Raw genomic sequence first — 16,288 nt, forward strand, 5'->3', positions numbered from 1 at the left:
TGTATAAAAATAAATTAATTAAGGAGGAAAAAACATGCAAAATTATTCAGGTGAAGCAGGGTTACAGTATCATTTACAAATCAGACCGGGGGATGTTGGACGTTATGTAATTTTACCGGGCGATCCCAAAAGGTGCCCTAAAATAGCGGCGCATTTTGATGATGCAAAACTGATTGCAGACAGCAGGGAGTATGTTACTTACACAGGGTACTTAGATGGGGAAAAGGTCAGCGTAACATCCACAGGTATCGGAGGACCGTCCGCGTCTATCGCAATGGAGGAGCTGGCGCTTTGCGGAGCGGACACATTTATACGCGTAGGCACATGCGGCGGAATTGATTTGGACGTAAAAGGCGGAGATATCGTAGTGGCAACAGGCGCTATCCGAATGGAAGGAACAAGCCGGGAATATGCGCCGATTGAGTATCCGGCGGTGGCGGACTTAGATATAACAAACGCCCTTGTACAGGCAAGCAAGGACTTAGGGTTTACATACCATGTGGGCGTTGTGCAGTGTAAGGATGCATTTTACGGCCAGCACGAACCGGAGAGAATGCCGGTAAGTTATGAGCTGCTGAATAAGTGGGAAGCCTGGAAGCGTATGGGATGCAAAGCATCAGAGATGGAATCGGCAGCGCTCTTTATTGTGGCAAGTCATTTAAGGGTTCGCTGCGGCTCTGACTTCTTAGTTGTGGGAAATCAGGAAAGAAATGCCGCCGGCATGGAAAATCCGATTGTACATGATACGGAGTCTGCAATTAAAGTGGCCGTTGAAGCTATCCGCAAATTAATTAAGTCGGATAAAGAGAAATGATTTGGGGGAGGCCGGCGAAATGAAATTTATATTGAATTTACTGGGTATCCTTGTAGTCATCGGGCTCATTTACTTGTTATCATGGGATCGAAAAAATATTCAATGGAAAGCGGTGGGAAAAGCAATTATTGTGCAGTTTATCATTGCAATCCTGTTAGTTAAGATTCCAATTGGAAAAATGATTGTTTCCATTCTATCTGATGGAGTTACGGCGGTTATTAATTGTGGGCAGCAGGGGTTATCTTTCGTTTTCGGCACTCTCGCGGATAGCATGTCAATAGGAAACATATTTATTGTGCAGACGCTGGGCAATATTATTTTTGTTTCTGCTTTGGTAAGTCTTTTGTATTATGTGGGTGTTTTGGGGTTTATTGTAAAATGGATTGGCAAGGGCGTAGGGAAATTAATGGGAACAACAGAGGTGGAAAGCTTTGTGGCTGTTGCCAATATGTTTTTGGGCCAGACCGATAGTCCTATTTTGGTAAGTAAATACATAAAATCTTTAACTGACAGTGAAATTCTGGTAATATTAGTATCAGGGATGGGAAGCATGTCGGTATCCATTTTAGGAGGATACCATGCTTTGGGAATCCCGATGGACTACCTGCTGATTGCAAGTGCAATGGTTCCTGTGGGCAGTATTCTGACAGCGAAAATGCTGCTGCCGCAGATGGAAACTGCAAAGTCAATTACGGATGTAAAGCTGGACAACAAAGGGAATAATGCTAATGTAATTGATGCAATTGCAGAAGGTGCCGGTACAGGTATGCAGATGGTTATTTCAATTGCCGCATCGCTGGTGGGAATTATCGGTATTGTTGCGGTGGTTAATATGATACTGGGCATGGCAGGCATCAGTCTGGAACAGATTTTCTCATATGTCTTTGCACCATTTGGATTTCTTATGGGATTAGATGTAAATGAAATTTTGATGGAAGGTTCTTTGTTGGGTAACAAATTGATTGTCAATGAATTCGTTGCATTCCAGGAATTGGGTGCTGCTTTGGGCTCCTTAGATACAAGGACAGGAATGGTTTGCTCCATCTCCCTTTGTGGTTTTGCAAATCTTTCCAGTCTGGGTATCTGTGTTTCCGGTATTGCAGTGCTGTGTCCGGAAAAGAAAAGCACTCTTTCGCGCCTGGTATTCAAAGCTATGCTTGGGGGTGTGTTTGTAAGTATATTAAGTGCAATGATTGTTGGCATTATCACATTATTTTAAATTCTTCGAAAGTTGTCCATGCCGCTTAAAGCGGCATGGATGGAAGAATGAAAACCTTCAAAAAACGCTTCGGAATGGAGGGAAGGTTGAAAGAATTGCATTCTTTCAACCGCAAATTTGTGCTTGAGCGCACAAATTCGCACATTGAGAAAGGAGCATGGTTATAAAAATGAGGGAAAAGAAATTTAATAGGATTTTTACAATTGTGATTGATTCTTTGGGTGTTGGCGCATTGGACGATGCAGCTGCCTACGGGGATGCGGGAACAGATACACTGGGACATATATCTCAAAAGGTTGACGAGTTTAAGATTCCGAATCTGCAAAAGCTGGGCATGGCAAACCTGCATCCGCTGCGTCAGGTAGAGCCGGTAGGGACTCCGATGGGATATTATATGAAAATGAATGAGGCGAGTACTGGAAAGGATACCATGACAGGGCATTGGGAGATGATGGGATTACACATCACGAAGCCTTTCCAGACGTTTACGGAAACGGGATTTCCCAAGGAACTGATAGAGGAGCTCTCTGCAAGAACCGGGCGTACTATTATCGGAAATAAAAGCGCCAGCGGTACGGAAATTTTGGAAGAACTTGCGGAGGAAGAAATTGCTACCGGTCACATGATTGTCTACACATCTGCGGATTCTGTGCTGCAGATTTGCGGGAATGAGGAGACTTTTGGACTGGAAGAATTATACCGCTGTTGTGAGATAGCCCGGGAAATCACCATGAAGGATGAGTGGAAGGTTGGACGTGTCATTGCAAGGCCTTATGTGGGAAAGAAAAAAGGCGAATTTAAAAGAACAAGCAACCGCCATGATTATGCCCTGAAGCCTTATGGAAGAACAGCGCTTAATGCCTTAAAAGACGCAGGGCTGGATGTAATATCTGTGGGAAAGATTTTTGATATTTTTGATGGGGAAGGAATTACCCAGTCTAATAAATCGAAAAGCTCCGTACATGGCATGGAGCAGACAATTGAGATTGCAAAGAAGGATTTCCAAGGATTCTGTTATGTGAATCTTGTAGATTTTGATGCGTTGTGGGGACATCGCCGGAATGTGGAAGGCTATGCCCGTGAGCTGGAAAAGTTTGATGAAAGACTGGGAGAGCTGCTGCCCCTTCTGAAGGAGGACGATCTGCTGATTCTTACAGCCGACCATGGGAATGACCCAACGCATACCGGTACAGACCATACAAGAGAAAAAGTTCCTTTCCTTGCATATTCGCCCTCTTTTCAGGGAAACGGTAAACTGGAAGATGCGCAGACCTTTGCAGTAGTAGGGGCAACTATTGCAGAAAACTTCGGGGTTAAGATGCCGGAGGGAACCATCGGAAGTTCTATACTTGATAAACTGGTGTAAATGGCTAACAATAAAAGTAATCTCTATGGAAAAAAGGGAAAATGATGGAAAAAAAGGATATTTTAAAGAAAGTTGACCATACGCTGCTGACACAGACAGCTACATGGGATGAAATCCGTAAGATTCTTGACGGTGGAATTAAATATGAGGCGGCTAGTGCATGCATTCCGGCCTCTTATGTAAAGCAGGCGGCAGAATATGTAAATGGCAGGCTGCCGATTTGCACGGTGATTGGTTTCCCCAATGGGTACAGTACAACGGCGGTGAAAGTGTTTGAAACAAAGGATGCCATTGCGAATGGCGCCCAGGAAATTGATATGGTAATCAACATTGGACACCTGAAGGATAAGAAATATCAGGAAATTGAAAATGAAATCCGTCAGATGCACGAGGCATGTGACGGAAAGATATTAAAGGTTATTATCGAGACATGTCTGCTTACGGAAGAAGAAAAGATTAAGATGTGCGAGATTGTCACAAGGGCAGGCGCCGAGTATATTAAAACTTCCACAGGCTTTTCCACGGCAGGGGCGACTTTTGCGGATGTGAAGCTTATGCGTGAGCATGTTGGAGAACATGTAAAGGTGAAAGCGGCAGGAGGCATTTCTTCCTTCGATGATGCGGAAGAATTTATACGCCTTGGGGCGGATAGACTGGGAACAAGCAGGTTGGTAAAGATGATGGAAAATACGGATAGCGGGACCGGATATTAAGAATAATGTCATGCTGTTTTTGGCATATACATTATTGAATGACAAATGTACTTTCCAGCAAAAGCCAGTTGGGGCGGAAAAAACGCATAATCTGCCAATAGCCCATACCCCGCAGAGAGTAGAGAGGCAGAAGAGAAAATTTTTCTTTGTAACTTCGTACATCTTCAAACCATACTTCATGCAGCTGGCCATCTTTTTCATATTGAAAGAAGGGTGACATGGCGGTTTCGTCAAATTGAATGGGAACGCCTGCATCTATGGCCAGCTGGACGGCTTCTAAATTGCTGATGGTTTTGGCTTTGGAATTGCCGCGGATGTAGGGAAGGGTCCAGTCATAGCCGTAATTGGGAATGCCAAGGTCAATTTTGGAAGGAGCGATGCGGGTGACGGCATAATCCACTACCTGACGCACCTGGTTGATGGGGGCAACAGCCATGGGCGGGCCATATGTATAGCCCCACTCATAAGTCATAAGCAGTGCGCTGTCAGCAGCCTGGCCAAGGAGACTGTAATCCTTCCCTTCATAGAGAAGCCCGGCCTGATTATCAGAGGTTTTGGGTGCAAGCGCTACCGAAACATGATAGCCGTAGGGAGAAAGAAAATTTCTGACATCTGCTACAAAGTCTGCAAAGGCAATACGGTCTTGTGGCAGAATATATTCAAAATCTATATCAACCCCCTGAAACCCTTTTTCCTGCAAGGTGGCAAGAAGGGCGGATAACAGATTGTTTTTAGCTTCATTGCTGTTGATTACGGAGGTGATGAGGAAATTATTAAAATTTCCATCCGCTCCAAAAGGGGTTAAAGTAAGAATAGGACGTACGCCAGCGGAAAGAGCGGAGCGGATCATAAAAGCGTCATTAAGAGCGGGAGGTATCAGTTCGCCATCGGTGGTAAATCCGTAGGAAAAAACAGATAAAGAGCTAAGGAAGGGCAATGTTTCATCAAGGGTATTCTGTTCAATGAAAGGATAAGCATAACCATTGACGAAAGCAGGGTAGGTGGGAGCGTTGGCGCCTTCTGTGGAAAGAAGCAGAGCCTGGCCGATTGCCAGTGGATAGGGATAAATAAGCTGGTTGTTAAATATAATGGAGGGGACCGAGATGCCATAGCTGTCGGCTATGGAATCTACGGTATCCCCTTTTTTTACTACATATATTTCCATAAAGAATTCCATTACATTTTTTAATTATGATATGCGAAGATAGATTATTTGGTTATTGGGATGCCTGAGCGAATTTTGCGGTAAATCTTCCATATAATGATTGCAGGAAGTGACAGGGTTAAACATATGGTGGAAAGAAGACCTGCAGCTCCGCCTATAATGGCAATAAGTAAAATAATAATATTCATATGATATCGTACCTCCAAATCCTTTAAGTATATTTTTGACTTCTGCCGGCTTGCTGTACATCTTAACTTAAAGAAGGGTGGAAACAAAGAAAATCGAAGGTTCTTTAACGATAGTTTAACGTTATCTTAACGTCATCTTAACATATTTTTTAATCCGGAGATGGAAAGTGCACCTGCATTTTCATAAATCAACCGGAGAGAAGAATCCTATCGGATTCTTGAAGATAATTTTTGTTTTTTAAAGCTGTTTATTGGCTAACATGTGAAACGTAACTGTCAGTATTGATGAAAGTGAAGATGGTTGCATAATAACGCGAAAAAAACTATAATGGGTATACTAAAATAGATGGAGGTTTTATTATGGATTACGCACAGGCACTTGAAAAGCTATCTGCTGCCGGGCAGGAGCATGCAATGCGGTATTATGAGGAACTGGACGATGAGCAGAAGGCGCTCTTACTTGCGCAGATTGAGGCAACGGATTTTACGGTTTTATCATCGCTTCAGCAGGGAAAGCGGGAAAACGAGAGGGGCGATATCAAGCCTCTTGCAGCTATGCAGCTGACGCAGATTGAAGAAAAGGAAGAAGATTTCAGGGCTTTAGGGCTTGATGCAATAAAAAAGGGAAAGGTTGGGGCAGTGCTTCTTGCCGGTGGCATGGGTACTCGGTTGGGTTCAGATGAACCTAAAGGCGTGTATAACATTGGGCTGACCAAAGAGGTTTTTATTTTCCAGCGGCTGATTGAAAATTTAATGGACGTGGTGAAAGAAGCGGACGCATGGGTTCCTCTTTATGTAATGACCAGTGATAAGAATCATGAAGCCACAGTCCGTTTCCTGAAAGAGCATGATTATTTTGGATATAACAGTGCGTATGTTACCTTCTTTATGCAGGAGATGGCACCGGCCTGTGATCATCAGGGAAAGGTATATCTGGAAGAAAAGTGGAAAATTTCTACTTCTCCTAATGGAAATGGAGGCTGGTATTCTTCCATGTATCAATGGGGCGCTGCCCGCAAGGCCATGGAAGATGGCGTGGAATGGCTCAATGTGTTTGCGGTGGATAATGTGCTGCAAAGGATAGCGGACCCTTGTTTTGTGGGAGCTGTGCTTTCAGGAAATTATGCGTCAGGAGCTAAGGTGGTACGCAAGTGTGCGCCGGATGAAAAGATTGGCGTTATATGTCTGGAGGACGGAAGACCTTCCATTGTGGAGTACTACGAGCTGACAGATGAGCTTATGAACGCAAAAGACGAAAATGGAGACCCGGCTTATTACTTTGGAGTGATTTTAAATTATCTGTTTCGGATAGATGACCTTGAAAAGATTCGCGAGAGAAAGCTGCCCCTCCATATAGTGGAAAAGAAAATTCCATATCTGAACGAGGCAGGAGAGCGGGTGAAGCCGCAGGCCCCTAACGGATATAAATTTGAACAGCTTGTGCTTGATATGATTCACGAATTAGATGGCTGTCTGCCTTTTGAGGTTGTGAGGGAAAAAGAATTTGCGCCAATTAAAAACGCTACCGGCATTGACTCTGTGGAGAGTGCAAGAGAGCTTTGTAAAAAGAATGGTATATCACTTTAGACCTTCCGGATTTAAAAACTACCCTATTAACATTTTGACAGGTTTGAGTAACATTATCATCTTGCTTATCATAGTGGGTAATGGGTAAAATAAAGTATAAGGTAACGAAGTACAAGTCAATAAAACATGTAAGGGTTAAAAAGGAGGTAACAAAATGGCAATTCTGGTTACAGGGGGCGCCGGATATATCGGCAGCCATACGGTGGTAGAACTGCAAAACGCAGGCTATGATGTGGTAGTGGTGGATAACTTGAGTAATTCCAGTGAAAAAAGTTTGCAGCGGGTAGAAAAAATTACAGGTAAACCGGTTACCTTTTATAAAGCGGATATTCTTGACAGGCAGGCGCTGAACGCTATATTTGATAAAGAAAAGATTGATTCCTGCATTCACTTTGCAGGGCTGAAAGCCGTAGGCGAATCAGTGGCAAAGCCGTGGGAATATTATGAGAATAATATCTCCGGTACATTGACGCTGGTGGATGTTATGAGAAAACATGGGGTCAAAAACATTATTTTTTCATCGTCAGCAACTGTTTACGGGGATCCTGCCATGATTCCGATTACCGAGGAGTGTCCTAAGGGACAATGCACCAACCCCTACGGATGGACCAAATCTATGTTGGAGCAGATTCTTACGGATATGCAGAAGGCGGATCCGGAATGGAACGTGATTCTGCTGCGTTACTTCAATCCCATTGGAGCGCATAAGAGCGGTACCATTGGCGAAAATCCAAATGGCATTCCAAACAACCTGATGCCTTACATTACACAGGTTGCAGTAGGGAAATTGAAAGAGCTGGGTGTGTTTGGAAACGACTACGATACCCCGGACGGAACCGGCGTCAGGGATTATATTCATGTGGTTGACCTGGCAGCAGGGCATGTAAAGGCGCTTAAGAAAATTGAAGAAAAAGCGGGCTTATGCATTTACAATCTGGGAACCGGAGTAGGCTACAGCGTTTTGGATATCGTAAAGAATTTTGAGGAAGCCACAGGCGTTAAGATTCCTTATGTGATTAAGGACAGACGGCCGGGCGATATTGCAGAATGCTATTCCGATGCTTCTAAAGCTAAGCAGGAGCTTGGATGGGTAGCGCAGAACGGTATCAAAGAAATGTGCGCAGATTCCTGGAAATGGCAAAGCAGTAATCCGAATGGATATGAGGATTAACAAACAATGGCCGGCACGTTTTGCGAACTGAGCTTATGTTAACAAACGTTGCCATGCTTTGCGAGTCAGATTATTTAAATAAGAAGGCCGGAGCCAGTTTAAAAGTGGCTCCGGCCAAAGTGTATCAGGCAATGCCATATTTTGATTTAGGAACCAGTTCTTTTACTTGTCAAATAAGTCGCTGTGTGTTCCGGTACGGGTTAAAGTCAGTATCAGGACATCATCTTCGATACGATAGATCAGCAGCCAGTTAGGAAGATTTCATTTTTTTAGGTCAGCAAATAGTTCATTCAGGTTGGTATAACCTTTTACGGAGGGGTCTTTTGCAATCCTTTCCGCTTCTAACATAGCAGTAATCGTTTTTCTATTGGGTTGATTCAGAGAAATATCAAAGGGAATCCTGCCCTCGCGTAGTGATTGGCGAACAAAGATATTGAATGCCGTAGATAAGTTCATGCCCAGTTCCCCAAACAAAGAATCGGCCTGTGCTTTCAAGTCCGAATCCATACGAAGATGAATATTGGTAATTCAGGCATTCACATCCTGTCTTTTCAGGATAAGGATTGCAATCAAACAAATAAGAGTCAGGTAAAATAAACTGCTGATGAAGAACACTGCACCGTTTCCTGAGAGCATATCCTCCGTTTTATTGGCATTCATCCCAAGCATCATCAAAGAATAAGGAAAATAAGCTCCATAGCAGGAATTGGAGGCTACAAGCCCTGTGATACTTCCTATAATGGCAATGACGATTGGTACGGCAAAGCTTCTGATTACCATGGAAAAGGCCAGCTGCAAAGCTGCAATGACCATTCCTCCAAGAATGCCTCTTAAGGTATAATAAAAGGTCTGCATGGACGGGAAACCAGGTAAATGCACCAGCTTACCACTCACAATGTAAAGCAGATAAATCCATAACTGAACGGCTATGGTGATTTTTATGATAGACACAAATTTTCCCAGGAAAATATCCCTTACAGGAACCGGCGAAGTGAAAAGCATATGCCGGTTTTTGTTTTGGTTTTCCATCCGCCATAAGTAACTGCAGCATACGGCAATCAAGGGTGCAAAGAAAAAGTTAGAATAAAATAAGGTTTCCTGGGTCCACAAGGAGGACCATTCGGAACTTAATATCGCCAGATTGTTCAGATAGTTTTTGGTTCCCATGATTGCCGGAATGATGGGAAGTATCAGAAAGGCAATCCAGATATTGGAACGCCTCATTTTTAATTGTTCGCTTTTCATACAGGCAAGAAGCATGATTTAAACCTCCTTTTTCATAAAAATGTTTTTGCCGAAAAAATAGATGAAAATCCCAAAAAGGAGAAATCCCAAGAATGCAACTTTAGGAAAGGGAATTTCATAATAAGTAACCTCACGGGTGGCCGACTCGTAATACATATTGATGGGACATCCTATCAAATAATAATCCCAGGGCAGCAGACGGAAGAAGAAAGCCTGGCTGGGGAAGAAGGCGGAAAAAATGCCTATAAAGGTTCCGCCGACCCCTAAAAATAAAGGGAACAGTTGGTTTCCTGAAACAAGGGATAAAGACTGCTGCAAAATATATAACACCAGGCTCACCACATAGGTAGTAAAAAAGAAAATGTAAATGTGCAATGTGGGCAGTGGCTGGCTGACCTTAAAGTAATGGCCAAGTAAAGGGATGAGTGTCGTCTCAGCCAGGGAAAAGGCCAGCAGATACAGGCTGTTTAAAAACAGCTTTATGTGATAAATGCTGTGTCTTGGCTGCATGGTACAAAGGAGCTTAAAGGTATTGCCTTTCAGCTCGATGTCGCAGAGCCTGCTTGCGGCGCAGGCAAGCGTAATGGGCAAAAAAATGCTGTTCATAAGGGAAAGGCTTATGAGAAGGTAAAAGTATTCCTGACCGGTAATCTCATAGGAATCCATTCTGCTCATACTCCAGCCGATCCATAGGGAAATCACCATGAAAACAGCTCCGTAGACCAGCCATATATAACGGTGCCTTATTTTTTTTATTTCTGTAAAGAATAAACGCATTATAAACTCACCTGCTTTCCTGTTAAACTAAGGAAGATATCTTCCAGAGATTTTTGGTATTCTTCAATTCTCAAGACGCTAATTCCTTCCTGCACTAAGGCAGAAATAAGACGGGCGGTCTCATCGTCAGAGGTTTCCGGGAACAAAAGGAAATCCTTATCCATCGTACAGTTTATTTTATTTTCATTTAGCACACATAAAGCCCGGTTATTGTTGCCGGTGCGCAGCCGAAGCTGCTTCTTGCTGTGGGTATGGAGCCGGAGAAGACTGTCCTGGAAAATGAGCTGTCCTTTGTTGATAATGCCCACATAATCAGCCATCTGGTCAATTTCACTTAAAAGATGACTGGACACCATGATAGTCATATGATAATTTTCCGGCAAAGATCGGATAAGCTCACGCATTTCCTGAATGCCAGCAGGGTCTAAACCGTTGGTGGGCTCATCTAATAAAAGGAGCTTTGGATGGCCTAACAAAGCACTGGCAAGGCCAAGGCGCTGCTTCATGCCAAGAGAGTAATGTCCCACTTTCTTATCCTGCTGGTTTTCCATACGCACAATGGAGAGAACCTGGCTGATTTCTTTGGTTGGTACATTTTTTAAAGTGCAGATGATTTCCAGATTTTCCCTGCCTGTCAAATGGCCGTAATAGGAGGGGGATTCAATCAGAGATCCGGTCTGCTTTAAAATAGTAAGACGGCTTTTTTCATTTAAGGCGGTCTTACCCTGGGAAACAAAGGGAGTTCCTAAAATAGAAATTTCTCCGCCGGTGGGCTTGATCAGTCCCAGGAGCATTTTCATAGTAGTGCTTTTTCCGGCGCCATTGGGGCCTAGGAACCCATAAATGCACCCCTGCGGGACAGCAAGGTTTACTTTGTTTACTACATCCTTGGTTTGACCGGATTTTCCATATGCTTTCGTGAGATTTGTAGTTTGAATAACAAAACTGTTTTTGTTCATAAAATAACCTTACCTTTCTGCAACTTGCTGAATTATTACAACATTAAGGATATAAAAGCAGCCTTACATGAAAATGAAAGCTACCTTACAATTACCTTAATTTTTTGGATGATGAGGTTACAGAAAAATAAGTTTGTATTAAAATAAAGTGTATCATTGGAAGTTCGAGAAAGGAGATGAGCGCCTTATGAAACATATTTTTGAGAGTACATTGCTTTTGGTGGATGATAACCGGGAATTGCGGGAGATGGTAGTGGGAATTTTGCATAGAGAGGGTTTTTTGAATATAGATACTGCAACATGTGTAAAGGAAGCGGAGGCATATTTTGAATACAGGGAACCGGATTTGATTATTTTAGATGTCAATCTTCCGGATGGAGACGGATTTTCTCTTATGCAAAAAATCAGGACAGTCTCTGGTGTGCCGGTCTTGTTTTTGTCAGCAAGGGATGAAGATAGTGACCGGCTGTTGGGGCTGGGACTTGGCGCTGATGATTACATGGTTAAGCCATTTTTGCCAAAGGAGCTTACCCTGCGCATCAGTGCCATCTTGAAAAGAACCTATCTTTTTGGAAGCAGGGAGAGCGGCCAAAAGGAGCAGCTGGATTTGGGAGCGTGCAGTGTGGATTTTAAGAGTGGGACTGCTATATGGAAGCCAGGAGGATATAAGGAAAGTGCAGAAGGAGGAAAAGAAATTCCTTTGACGGCGAAGGAGCTGTTAATCCTGCGTAAGCTTTCAGAGAACAGAGGATATATTGTAACCCTTGACCAGCTTTGTCAGGCGGTGTGGGAGGATAATTATTTTGGTTATGAAAATACCATCATGGTGCATATCAGGCGGCTGCGGGAAAAAATAGAGGAAAATCCATCTCGCCCTAAGTATCTTTTGACGGTACGGGGGCTTGGTTACAAATTGATAAAAGGGGCGCAGGGTGAGAAGAACTTCTAGCTGCGCACAGCAGAGGTTACGCTTTGGAAAGAAGTTGTACGCTTTGCTTGTGTATAGTGTTTTTCGCACACATACAATTTGCGGGTTGCTGACAGGAGGAGAATTAGGATGAAAAGCCTGTTAAAAATTTATGGTAGATACATTGGTTCCACATGGATAATTTTAGTACTGCTGGGTATGGTGAATTTAAGCGTTATGTGCTGGATTATGCTAGACCGGGTGGTAAACTATGAATCCGGATTTGCAACAAGTTTTCGAAGTATGGCAGAACTTTTAGTGGAAAAGGATTCAGAAGGTGAATTGTTTCTTACACAGCAGGGAAAGGATTTTTTGGAGGAAAGTCAGTATGCATTTCTTATGCTCTTAAATGACACAGGAGATGTGATTTTTGAATGGAATCTGCCGGAGAATTTTAAGGACCATTATACCGCCGGGGAGATTGCCGGTTTTACCAGATGGTATCTGAATGATTATCCTGTAAAGGTGTGGCAGACCAAGGAAGGACTTTTGGCAGCAGGAGGAAAAAAGAACAGCCTTTGGAAATTTACTTTAGAATTGCCAATGGGATTTATGAGCCATATCGGGCAATATATTCGTGTTCTTGTGGGCGCTAATTTGTTGATTATCTTATGTATGGTAGGGTTTTTGGGATATCGGTATTATAAGTCCCTTTGCCCTTTGTCAGAGGCAATTGAAGCGCTATCCTGTAACCAGCAGATTTATCTTACGGAAAAAGGAGTCGCATGGGAATTAGCAGTTAAGCTTAACCGCACTTCCGATATTTTAAAAGAGCAAAGACAGACGATTCAGAAGCGAGATATGGCAAGGACGGAATGGATTGCCGGTGTTTCCCATGATATACGGACACCGCTTTCCGTTATAATGGGGTATGCGGATGAGCTGATGCAAAATGAAAAGCTTGGACAAAAGGAGCGCGCAAAGGCCGCCGTCATAAGAAATCAAAGTATTAAAATCAGGCAGCTGATAGAGGACTTAAATCTTACTTCTAAGCTGGAATATCATATGCAGCCTCTTAGGGTAACTCCCTTTTACCCGGCAGTGCTGCTGCGCACGCTGGCGGCAGAATTTATGAACGAAGGATTAGGCGGGCAATTCGAAGTAGTGCCTTTCATAGAGTTTGAGCTGGAAGGGGTGACTTTAAAGGGAGACGAAGAATTGATGAAAAGAGCGGTAAGAAATTTGCTAAGCAACAGCACCCGGCATAATCCGGATGGATGCAGGATATGGATAAGAGGAGGAATAGAGTCGGGCAAATGTGTGATTGAAGTTTCAGATGATGGATGCGGAATACCGGAAGTGGTTGTGCAGGAACTTTTTGGGGAAGACGGGGATAGATGGAACGAAAAGAAACCTCACATTATGGGCCTGAGAATCGTAAAACAGATTGTAGCGGCACATAAAGGAGATTTCCGGATCATGATGGAAGGACATTGTGTAAAAATGTCCCTCCCCATTGATGGAGCGTTTCCTTATGCCACATAAAGAAACATGAAGATAAAATGGCAGATACTTCCTCCCATTACAAAAAGATGGAAAATTTCATGTGAACCAAAAAATTTGTACCTTTCATTAAAAACCGGAAGCTTTAAGGCGTAAATGACACCGCCAATGGTGTAAATAATTCCCCCTGCTAGGAGCCAGCCAAAAGCGGCGTGGGGGAGCATATTCCACAAAGGCCTGAACACGGCAACACAGACCCATCCCATGGCAATATATATGACAGAAGAAAACCATTTAGGGCAGGTAATCCAGCAGGCCTTTAAGGTCATGCCAAGCAGCGCGATTGCCCATACAACTGCAAGTAAGGTGTAGCCCAGCCTTCCGCCTAAAACATTTAGACATACAGGCGTATAAGAGCCGGCAATAAGTACAAAAATCATCATATGATCCAGCTTGCGGAAAACGCAAAGCGCCTTTCCGCTGATATTCAGTGAATGGTATGTTGTACTGGCGCCGTACAGTAAAATCATGCTCATGCAAAATATGCTTAGAGTAAGCACTGACCTGCCGCCGGAAAAAAGAGCGGCTTTTATGAGAAGCGGCATAGCGGCCAAAACCGCCATCATCATCCCAATAAAATGTGTTATAGCACTTCCAGGCTCCCGTATTGTGATCTGCATAAAAATTCCTCCTTTATATAAAACCTGTTAAGTAGTTTTAGAAACTATATATAATATATATTAATACTACTACTTATTGTTTCGTGTGTCAAATATTATTATGCATATATCGTTTTTATAGGTAACAGTTTCGCAAAAGGCTGAACTGTTATTTTCGCATTTTGCATCTTATTTCGTTAAAAGGTTTCTGATAGGCTATAAATAGAGGTCATTATATTTGTGAATTCTATTGTCAAATAGGGGATAAAATAAATATGCTATGTTGTGTTAGACAAATATGTGCTTGCGTTCCAATTTATGGATTGCTGGCAGGAATGGAGATGAAAAGGATGGGTTATGAACGAACAGAAGAAATGTTGACAGCATATGAAGGATACTTGAGAGAAGAAGAACACAAACAAACAACTATTGAAAAATATATGCGGGATATACGCTTTTTTACCTCCTGGCTTGGAGGAAGGCCAGTGGAAAAAGCAGTGGTGCTGGAGTGGAAGGAATATTTGCAAACGAAAGGACTTGCGCCTGCTACAATTAATGCTAAACTCTCTGCGCTAAACGGCCTTTTTCAGTTTGCAGGGATGAAGGAGTGTAGCGTAAAATTTCTGCGGATTCAGCGACAGATGTTTCGTGAACCGTCAAGAGAGCTGACCCAGGATGAATATAAAAGATTATTGGGAAGGGCCCGAAGGGAAGGAAAAGAGAGGCTGGCACTTTTGATAGAGACTATCTGCGCCACAGGAATCCGGGTCAGTGAGGTTGCCTATATCACGGTTGAAGCGGCCAGAAAGGGACGGGCGGAAATAGATTTGAAAGGTAAAATACGGGTAATTTTAATTCCGGAAAAGCTGTGTAAGAAATTAATCAAATATGCGGAAATGGAGAGAATTACCTGCGGTGAGATATTCCTTACACAAAATGGAAAAGGTTTGTCAAGGCAACAGATATGGCGGGAGATGAAAGAACTTTGTAAAAAGACCGGAGTAGAACCTTCTAAAGTATTTCCTCATAACCTGCGTCATCTATTTGCAACCTTATTTTATAGGGTATGCAAAGATATTGTACAGCTTGCAGATGTGCTCGGGCACAGTTCCATTAATACTACACGGATTTATCTGATGACAACAGGAACAGAACATGCCAGGCATTTGGAAATGCTAAAACTGGTGATGTAGACGGAATCAACATTCTGTCAACAGTTAAGTGATATAACTACATTATATGCGCTTATTATAGCACAGATGATTTATGGTTTACAATATGATTTTATGAATTGAGAGCGTAAGAAAGCAAGGTCGCAAAATTTATATTGTGATCTTGTTTGCTTTTTGTACTTTTTTCTTCGTGTAAAGCTTTATTCGTTTTTATTTTTGGTATGTATGATAGGTCCTATCAAAACTACCTGTAGACAGAATGTTGAGTCTGTCAATAGTGATAAAGATGGCGAATTAGTCTGGCTGAACTGTTACGAATTGTTACAAATTGTAACCGACTATCACGATAAAGAGGGACAAAAATATGGGACACTCAACAAAAAAGCTGGATTTAACAGGACAGAAGTATGGTAAATTGACGGTTTTGCATCCGGCAGAAAATATTGGGAGCAGAACGGCATGGGTTTGCAGGTGTGAATGTGGAAAGGAAACCATTGTAAAAACCTATCATCTGCGCAATGGGCATGTGATGAGCTGTGGCTGCATGAATGCCCACGGTATAGGGACACGGTTGAATTATATTGATGGCACATGCGTAGAGATACTGCGGGCTAAGACAGTGCGGAAGAACAATACAAGCGGCGTCCCCGGCGTAGATTGGCTGTCCTCCCGGCAGCGGTGGCGTGCATCCATCTGCTTTAAAGGACAGCGTTATTATCTGGGCAGGTATGAGCGGTTTGAGGATGCAGTGTCAGCACGGAAAAAGGCTGAGGAAAAACTGCATGATAAATTCCTGACAGAGTTTGAACAGGCGGAACAGGTGGAACATCTTCCGAAGTAGAG

17 protein-coding genes and 1 pseudogene are annotated in these 16,288 nt (G+C 43.0%); 10 read left to right on the forward strand and 8 right to left on the reverse strand.

The genetic code is table 11. From position 1 onward, the window contains the following. Positions 1–34: 34 nt before the first annotated feature. From udp to deoC, 4 genes are all read left to right on the forward strand, one after another. Entirely contained in the window at positions 35–814 is a 780-nt protein-coding gene (gene udp, locus D5281_RS09165; RefSeq protein WP_160559861.1) for a uridine phosphorylase, read from the forward strand. A gap of 19 nt (positions 815–833) precedes the next feature. Further along, entirely contained in the window at positions 834–2,033 is a 1,200-nt protein-coding gene (locus D5281_RS09170; protein ID WP_160559862.1) for a NupC/NupG family nucleoside CNT transporter, read from the forward strand. 169 nt (positions 2,034–2,202) lie between these two features. Continuing rightward, entirely contained in the window at positions 2,203–3,399 is a 1,197-nt protein-coding gene (locus D5281_RS09175; RefSeq protein ID WP_160559863.1) for a phosphopentomutase, read from the forward strand. 44 nt (positions 3,400–3,443) lie between these two features. Beyond that, positions 3,444–4,112: a deoxyribose-phosphate aldolase gene (deoC, locus tag D5281_RS09180; protein WP_160559902.1), complete on the forward strand. Its 669-nt coding sequence runs from the start codon at positions 3,444–3,446 to the stop codon at positions 4,110–4,112. 31 nt (positions 4,113–4,143) lie between these two features. Here deoC and D5281_RS09185 read toward each other — a convergent pair whose 3' ends face one another. Both D5281_RS09185 and D5281_RS25540 read right to left on the reverse strand, forming a co-directional pair. Continuing rightward, on the reverse strand, positions 4,144–5,277 hold the full coding sequence (locus D5281_RS09185) for a glycosyl hydrolase family 18 protein (RefSeq protein WP_160559864.1): 1,134 nt from the start codon (positions 5,275–5,277) through the stop codon (positions 4,144–4,146). A 44-nt stretch (positions 5,278–5,321) separates the two neighbouring features. Then, positions 5,322–5,465: a hypothetical protein gene (locus D5281_RS25540; RefSeq protein ID WP_277935262.1), complete on the reverse strand. Its 144-nt coding sequence runs from the start codon at positions 5,463–5,465 to the stop codon at positions 5,322–5,324. Positions 5,466–5,825: 360 nt separating this feature from the next. Between D5281_RS25540 and D5281_RS09190 the strand changes: the two genes are divergently transcribed. Together D5281_RS09190 and galE are read left to right on the forward strand one after the other, a co-directional pair. Then, entirely contained in the window at positions 5,826–7,052 is a 1,227-nt protein-coding gene (locus D5281_RS09190; RefSeq protein WP_160559865.1) for a UTP--glucose-1-phosphate uridylyltransferase, read from the forward strand. Positions 7,053–7,206: 154 nt separating this feature from the next. Next, a complete protein-coding gene (gene galE, locus D5281_RS09195) occupies positions 7,207–8,223 on the forward strand; it encodes a UDP-glucose 4-epimerase GalE (RefSeq protein ID WP_160559866.1) in 1,017 nt (338 codons plus the stop codon). A gap of 162 nt (positions 8,224–8,385) precedes the next feature. Here the strand turns inward: galE and D5281_RS25545 are convergent. From D5281_RS25545 to D5281_RS09215, 5 genes and pseudogenes are all read right to left on the reverse strand, one after another. After that, positions 8,386–8,481: pseudogene (locus tag D5281_RS25545) on the reverse strand (type II toxin-antitoxin system mRNA interferase toxin, RelE/StbE family); the annotation flags it as partial. Between the two features lie 3 nt (positions 8,482–8,484). Continuing rightward, positions 8,485–8,751, reverse strand: a complete 267-nt coding sequence (locus D5281_RS09200; RefSeq protein ID WP_330584910.1) for a type II toxin-antitoxin system RelB/DinJ family antitoxin — start codon at positions 8,749–8,751, stop codon at positions 8,485–8,487. After that, positions 8,752–9,483: an ABC transporter permease gene (locus tag D5281_RS09205; protein ID WP_160559867.1), complete on the reverse strand. Its 732-nt coding sequence runs from the start codon at positions 9,481–9,483 to the stop codon at positions 8,752–8,754. It lies immediately after the preceding gene. A gap of 3 nt (positions 9,484–9,486) precedes the next feature. Beyond that, a complete protein-coding gene (locus D5281_RS09210; RefSeq protein WP_160559868.1) occupies positions 9,487–10,245 on the reverse strand; it encodes an ABC transporter permease in 759 nt (252 codons plus the stop codon). Next, a complete protein-coding gene (locus D5281_RS09215; protein ID WP_160559869.1) occupies positions 10,245–11,204 on the reverse strand; it encodes an ATP-binding cassette domain-containing protein in 960 nt (319 codons plus the stop codon). The genes D5281_RS09210 and D5281_RS09215 overlap by 1 nt, the downstream gene beginning before the upstream one ends. Positions 11,205–11,391: 187 nt before the next feature. Between D5281_RS09215 and D5281_RS09220 the strand changes: the two genes are divergently transcribed. Beyond that, on the forward strand, positions 11,392–12,153 hold the full coding sequence (locus D5281_RS09220) for a response regulator transcription factor (RefSeq protein ID WP_160559870.1): 762 nt from the start codon (positions 11,392–11,394) through the stop codon (positions 12,151–12,153). A 108-nt stretch (positions 12,154–12,261) separates the two neighbouring features. After that, positions 12,262–13,656, forward strand: coding sequence for a sensor histidine kinase (locus D5281_RS09225; protein ID WP_160559871.1), 1,395 nt, complete (start codon positions 12,262–12,264; stop codon positions 13,654–13,656). Here D5281_RS09225 and trhA read toward each other — a convergent pair. Then, positions 13,644–14,294: a PAQR family membrane homeostasis protein TrhA gene (gene trhA / locus D5281_RS09230; protein WP_160559872.1), complete on the reverse strand. Its 651-nt coding sequence runs from the start codon at positions 14,292–14,294 to the stop codon at positions 13,644–13,646. The genes D5281_RS09225 and trhA overlap by 13 nt on opposite strands. A gap of 329 nt (positions 14,295–14,623) precedes the next feature. On the opposite strand from trhA, the gene D5281_RS09235 reads away from it, so the two are divergent. Together D5281_RS09235 and D5281_RS09240 are read left to right on the forward strand one after the other, a co-directional pair. Continuing rightward, a complete protein-coding gene (locus tag D5281_RS09235) occupies positions 14,624–15,466 on the forward strand; it encodes a tyrosine-type recombinase/integrase (protein ID WP_160559873.1) in 843 nt (280 codons plus the stop codon). A gap of 343 nt (positions 15,467–15,809) precedes the next feature. Then, positions 15,810–16,286: an HNH endonuclease gene (locus tag D5281_RS09240; protein ID WP_160559874.1), complete on the forward strand. Its 477-nt coding sequence runs from the start codon at positions 15,810–15,812 to the stop codon at positions 16,284–16,286. The last annotated feature ends 2 nt before the right edge of the window (positions 16,287–16,288 follow it).

The sequence above is a fragment of the Parablautia muri genome, from assembly GCF_009917485.1.
In the GTDB taxonomy this organism is placed as follows: Bacteria; Bacillota; Clostridia; order Lachnospirales; family Lachnospiraceae; genus Suilimivivens; species Suilimivivens muri.